At 48.6% G+C, this 5,695-nt stretch carries 5 protein-coding genes; 4 read left to right on the forward strand and 1 reads right to left on the reverse strand.

The genetic code is table 11. The annotated features are described in order from the left end of the window. From NG42_RS23655 to NG42_RS18815, 4 genes are all read left to right on the forward strand, one after another. On the forward strand, window positions 1–760 hold a 760-nt coding region (locus tag NG42_RS23655; protein ID WP_052902084.1), incomplete at its 5' end, for a dehydrogenase family protein. Between the two features lie 280 nt (window positions 761–1,040). Then, complete coding sequence (locus NG42_RS18805) at window positions 1,041–1,793, forward strand: tRNA-dependent cyclodipeptide synthase (protein ID WP_053115935.1); 753 nt, start codon at window positions 1,041–1,043, stop codon at window positions 1,791–1,793. Window positions 1,794–1,855: 62 nt separating this feature from the next. Next, window positions 1,856–3,118 carry a cytochrome P450, cyclodipeptide synthase-associated gene (locus NG42_RS18810; RefSeq protein ID WP_052902068.1) on the forward strand — a complete coding sequence of 421 codons (1,263 nt, stop codon included), beginning with the start codon at window positions 1,856–1,858 and terminating at the stop codon, window positions 3,116–3,118. Continuing rightward, entirely contained in the window at window positions 3,115–4,500 is a 1,386-nt protein-coding gene (locus NG42_RS18815; protein WP_052902069.1) for a DHA2 family efflux MFS transporter permease subunit, read from the forward strand. Before NG42_RS18810 ends, NG42_RS18815 begins: the two co-directional genes overlap by 4 nt. A 107-nt stretch (window positions 4,501–4,607) precedes the next feature. Here NG42_RS18815 and NG42_RS18820 read toward each other — a convergent pair whose 3' ends face one another. After that, on the reverse strand, window positions 4,608–5,429 hold the full coding sequence (locus tag NG42_RS18820; RefSeq protein WP_052902070.1) for an alpha/beta fold hydrolase: 822 nt from the start codon (window positions 5,427–5,429) through the stop codon (window positions 4,608–4,610). Window positions 5,430–5,695: the final 266 nt, after the last annotated feature.

The raw sequence follows: 5,695 nt of genomic DNA on the forward strand, positions 1-5,695 counted from the left end.
CGGGAAAGGCCTGTCGTTTGGCGGCAGTCTGATACGTCCGGAAGCGACCGGCTACGGCCTGGTTTATTTCACTGATGCGATGTTAAAACGCCACGGGTTAGGTTTTGAAGGCAGTAAAGTCGCCGTTTCCGGCTCCGGCAATGTGGCACAATTTGCCATCGAAAAAGCCATGGAAATGGGTGCCAGAGTGGTTACCGCTTCGGACTCACGCGGCACAGTCGTCGATGAAGAAGGCTTTACCACGGAAAAATTGGCACATCTGGCTGAAATTAAAAACCAGCGTTACGGTAGCATTGAAGATTATGCCCGCGAACGCCAGCTGGTCTATCTGGCGGGGCAGCAGCCGTGGAGCGTACCGGTTGATATCGCATTGCCTTGTGCCACGCAGAATGAGCTGGACCTGCCTGCCGCGCGCCAGCTGATCGCTAACGGGGTTAAAGCCGTAGCGGAAGGGGCCAATATGCCAACCACCATTCAGGCAACCGATGCGTTTCTGGATGCGGGCGTGCTGTTTGCTCCGGGCAAGGCGGCAAATGCCGGTGGTGTCGCGACATCCGGACTGGAGATGGCGCAGAACGCGGCACGAATCAGCTGGAAAGCGGAGAAAGTGGATATCCGTCTGCAACATATTATGCTGGATATTCATCACGCTTGTGTTGAGCACGGTGGGGAAGGTAAGCAGACTCATTACGTGCATGGCGCGAACATTGCCGGCTTTGTCAAAGTCGCTGATGCGATGCTGGCGCAGGGCGTGCTGTAACGCGGCACACCAGAAAGAAAAAAGCCCCTTGATAAGGGGCTTTTTTAACGGGCCGTTAATTTAATACAGATTTAATTTCTTTTAATATAATTAATTGAGAATTTAAATGCGGAAAATACACGCGTTAAACATCAACTAAATCTATGGCTATCATTGATAATGATTCATTAATTTAATATATTGCTTGAGTAAGAAACGGAAACCCTCGTTTCTTTGCTGCTATTAATAAGCATGCAAAATATAACAGGATGTTATATTTCTTTCCTGACGGAGATATTTGATGCAATGCAATGGTCTAAGATTAAACTCGCCGGAAATTCCGGTTGATGTAAAAAAACAAGCTGTGACAGATTTCACTATTAAAGGGCACTCCAGACAATGCTCTGGGTTAATTAAATTACGAGAACATTTATTAGTGGGTATCAGCCCGTTCAACTCCAGGTTTTCGCCAGATTATGTGGAGGCATTACTGGTATGGGGGCATAAGAATTTCGCGCAAGTCGATGTATTATTACCTGATGAAGAAAACACCGTGAAGTTACTTCTTGCCACCGGCCAGCCAGCGGGAAAGGCGATGAGAAAAACGCGGCAAGAGTTAAGTCGTCATCGACGATCTGTAATGCAAGCTATTGATAAAATTGGTGATCTTGCAACGCATTGCAAAACTCTTCAATTTTCAGATTACGAACAACATCCCAAATATCAGCATTTAAAATTAGCCACGCAAAATTGTTATGAGTCATGTGATAAGTTCAGGTCTGCCTGTATCAATATGTCAGCACAGGCCATTCGTGGGCGCAGTGGAAGTAGAGACAAAACCGATGCCTTCCTCGATAAAGTGAATCTCGCCATTCCTTACATATTTGCTGAAATGCCATTTTATCTTAATTCCCCTGAGATTATGCAAATTAATAGTTCGGTAATGGCCTATCACCGCTTATGGCCTATTGGTGACGCATTATTTGCAGGTGAATTTGCTCTGCGTGTTGATAAACGTCAGGGGCATGGCGTGGTGTCTTGCGTTGAGAGTTAATCTGCATAGTTTATAAATTTGCACAGTTAAATATTGAGGCTTAATTATAAGGGATGAAATTTATGCGCAATATTGTCGAGTTTGATGTGATGGCACAAGATTTTCACTGCAACCCTTATCCGGCATTTGAAAGATTACATGCAAACAATCAAGTTTTCAGGGACAGCGAATTTAATGCGTACTTTTTCGGCCATTATGAAGATGTTAGCCATATTTTGCAGTCTTCTGATTTCACCACGGAACCCCTGGCAAAGCGTGCTGAGCCGGTAACTGGCGGGCGTGTTCTGGCACAAATGGAGGGTAAGGAGCATCATTCTAAGAGGCGCGCGGTTTTATCTGGCCTGAGCGGTAAACTGTTCCGCGAAAAATACGCAGCCATTATTGAAACCATTACCTTGCAGCTGCTTGAAGCGCATATGGCATGCGGAAGGATTGATCTGATTAAAGATTTTGGCAGATCGTATAGTGTGCTGGTTTCTCTCAACATGCTGGGGCTGCCTGTTGACAGACATCAGGAGGTCGCTATCTGGCATCGCGGTATCACCCACTTTATCACCAGTCTGAAACTGAGCGAGGAAGAAAGAAAACACAGTTTGCGATGCAGCCAGAATCTTATTGGCTACCTCACCCCCATTATTGAAGATGCCAGTTTTCATGCGGATGGCAGCCTTATTTCGATGCTATGTCGTGCGGAGAATAATGGCGAAAAAATGACGACCAGCGAAATCGTGGCTCTGGTCATTAATGTGCTGCTGGCGGCGACAGAACCCGCTGATAAAGCTCTTGCCAGCCTGTTTTATCATCTGCTGCACAATCCACACTGTATTGAGAAAGTGCGCAGCGACAGAACACTGCTCAACGCCGCCATCGGCGAAACATTACGTCTGACCTCTCCAGTGCAGCTTATCCCGCGTCAGGCCAGCAAAGATCTCACCCTTGCTGGCATAGAATTGCCTAAAGACACGCTAATATTTTGCATGACTGGCGCGGCAAACCGCGATCCGTCGGTGTTTAAGGATCCCAGTCGCTTTATTCTCGATCGGCGGCAGCAAGCGAAGAATCTCCCGGACTCGGGAAAAATAATGAATCATCTGGCGTTTGGTACCGGAGCGCATGCCTGCGTGGGCACTGCTTTTTCGCTCATGCAGATAGAGCTGACGGCCAACTTACTGTTGGACAGGCTGGAAAATCTGCGACTGGCTGAAGGATATTCGTTGCAGGAAGAGGGGCTGTATGTTCGGGGGCCAGCGACGATGTGTCTGGAGTTTGCACCACAAAATGGACTGAGTCATAGCAGTGAAGCCACCAGGGGGGAAAGTCTATGAGTCATTCTGCCAATGCTGCTCATAACCCGTTATCGGCATCAGATCGTGCCATCGTTAATGTTCTTATTGTCGGCGCGATCCTCCCCTTGCTGGATACCACCCTGGTTAATGTTGCACTACATAGCATTGGTGAACAGCTGCATGCGCCGCTTTCAATGATGCAGTGGATTGTCACAGCTTACACCCTGGCCGCAGCCAGTACAGTTCCGCTGTCGACATGGCTGGCGCAACGTATCGGCGCTAAGCAGCTGTGGCTTTTATGTCTGTGGATGTTTTTGATCGGTGCCGCGATGTCTGCGCTGGCCCGAAGCGTGGAGTTGCTGATTTTTTCACGCATTATACAGGGGGCAGCAACAGGATTGCTGTTGCCAACAATGCAGACCATCGTGGTTATTGTTATTGGGCAACAAAAGGCACGTGCCGCGCTGGCGGCGATGTCGATACCCTCGGTGCTGGCTCCGATTTTCGGGCCACTGATAGGGGGGCTGGCGCTCTCTTTCACTGACTGGCGCGTACTCTTCTGGTTGCATGTGCCAATCTGTTTTGCGGCCATTGTGCTGGCTGGCAGGGTTATTCCGGCTATTGAAAGGCAACCTTCGCTGCAATTTGATCTGACGGGTTTTGTTCTTTTATGCCCCGGACTGGTTCTGGCAATTTATGGCTTGTCAGGTTTAGGCGATGGCGTAAGTCATACCACAATCATATTTACTGTGGCGGGAGTGCTGTTAATGGTCACTTTTGCACGGCACGCTTATCGCCGCAGAGAAAGCGCCCTGGTCGACCTGACATTATTCGCAGTGGCGAATTTCCGCTTATCCTGCTTGCTGCTATTTCTTGCCAGCGTGGTGTATTACGGCGGGATCCTTCTGTATCCTCTCTATTTAATACAGGCTGGCAACTATACGGCATCCTGGGCTGGCATCTTACTGGCCATGCATGGTGTCGGAACGCTAATTGCACGGCATAAACTGTCTGTTATCTCCGCTAAATGGGGCGATCGCCAGACTGCATGCATGGCAATATTTTTGGCGCTGCTTGGCTCGGTTATATTATCTCTTCCGCAAATCATTGATGACACGTATCTGCTAATGTCAGGGATGTTATTTCGCGGTGCAGGTATTGGCATATTAACTATTATGCCGATGTCATCGGCATATCATGGATTAGCAAAACAACAGGTGGCGCATGCCAGCTCACTAACGCGGATTCTTACACATACTGGTGCCACTATTGGTGCGGTCATGCTGGCGATGCTACTCCACTCGTCCCAGCCTGTGGCGGTGCTATCACCTTCAGCCTGGGCTTCAGCACATATAGCACTAATGACAGTGATTATTGTATGTGGTCTGGCGTGTTGGCGACTTCCCGCGCGCAGCGGGTGAAGATGAGTGTGGTGTCAGTTAAGTGAGATGCGGTGCAGGCAAATTTGTATAAGCATTGCAGAAAATAACAGGCCCAGATAATGGGGGCCTGATGATAAAAATTAATTTTAAAGACTCTGCAAAAACGCCAGCAGATCGTCATTCAGCTGTTGCTGATGAGTCACAGCGAAACCGTGCGGTGCATTGTCATACACTTTCAGCTGTGAGCCGGGGATCATTTCCGCTGCCAGCTTACCGGTGGCTTCAAATGGCACAATCTGGTCGTTGCTGCCGTGGATCACCAGCGTCGGCACATCAACTTTTGCGATATCAGCGCGGAAATCTGTTTCCGAAAATGCCGTTACACAATCAATGGTGCCTTTGAGCGACGCCAGCAGCGCAATATTCAGCGTCTGCGTCAGTACGCCGTCAGAGACGGTCATGCCCTGATTAGTCCCATAAAATGGCGTAGCAAAGTCTTTGATAAACTGAGCACGATCTTCACGCAGTCCCTGTTTGATGCCATCAAAGACTGATTTTTCCACCCCTTCAGGATGATCGTCGGTTTTACCAAATATCGGTGTTACCGCACCTAACAGTACCAGCGAAGTCACACGCTCGCTGCCGTAGCGGCCAATGTAGCGGGTCACATCACCACCGCCCATTGAGAAGCCGACCAGCGTGATGTCGCGCAAATCGAGGTGGGTAATCAGGTCGTTAATATCGTCAGCGAAGGTGTCGTAGTTGTAACCTTCCCACGGCTGATCGGAACGGCCAAAGCCGCGACGGTCAAAGGCGATAACCCGGTAGCCGCGCTCGGCGAGGAAGTTTAACTGGCTGTCCCACATATCCGCATCCAGCGGCCAGCCGTGGCTGAACAGCACCGGTTTACCTTTGCCCCAGTCTTTATAGTAAATCTGTGTGCCGTCTTGTGTTTTAAATGTGCTCATGATGTTTTCCTCAAATTTTGTGTGTGCTGTTGTGTTTGATGGACATAACATTAACGACTGCCTCGAGGGAAAGATAAGGCATAATTTTTGACAAGTTGTTGAAAGATTCTTAACGAAATATCTCACTGACTTTAATGTAGTTTTAGCGACAAAACCTGTCAAAAAAAACTCAACAAGTTGGTAAATTCTTTCCGCTATCTGTGAAAACGTTCCTCTCGTATTGTTAGCTCCAGCAGCACAACACTAACCGAAAACAATACCCTGAG

The sequence above is a fragment of the Winslowiella iniecta genome (genome assembly GCF_001267535.1).
Lineage (GTDB): Bacteria > Pseudomonadota > Gammaproteobacteria > Enterobacterales > Enterobacteriaceae > Erwinia > Erwinia iniecta.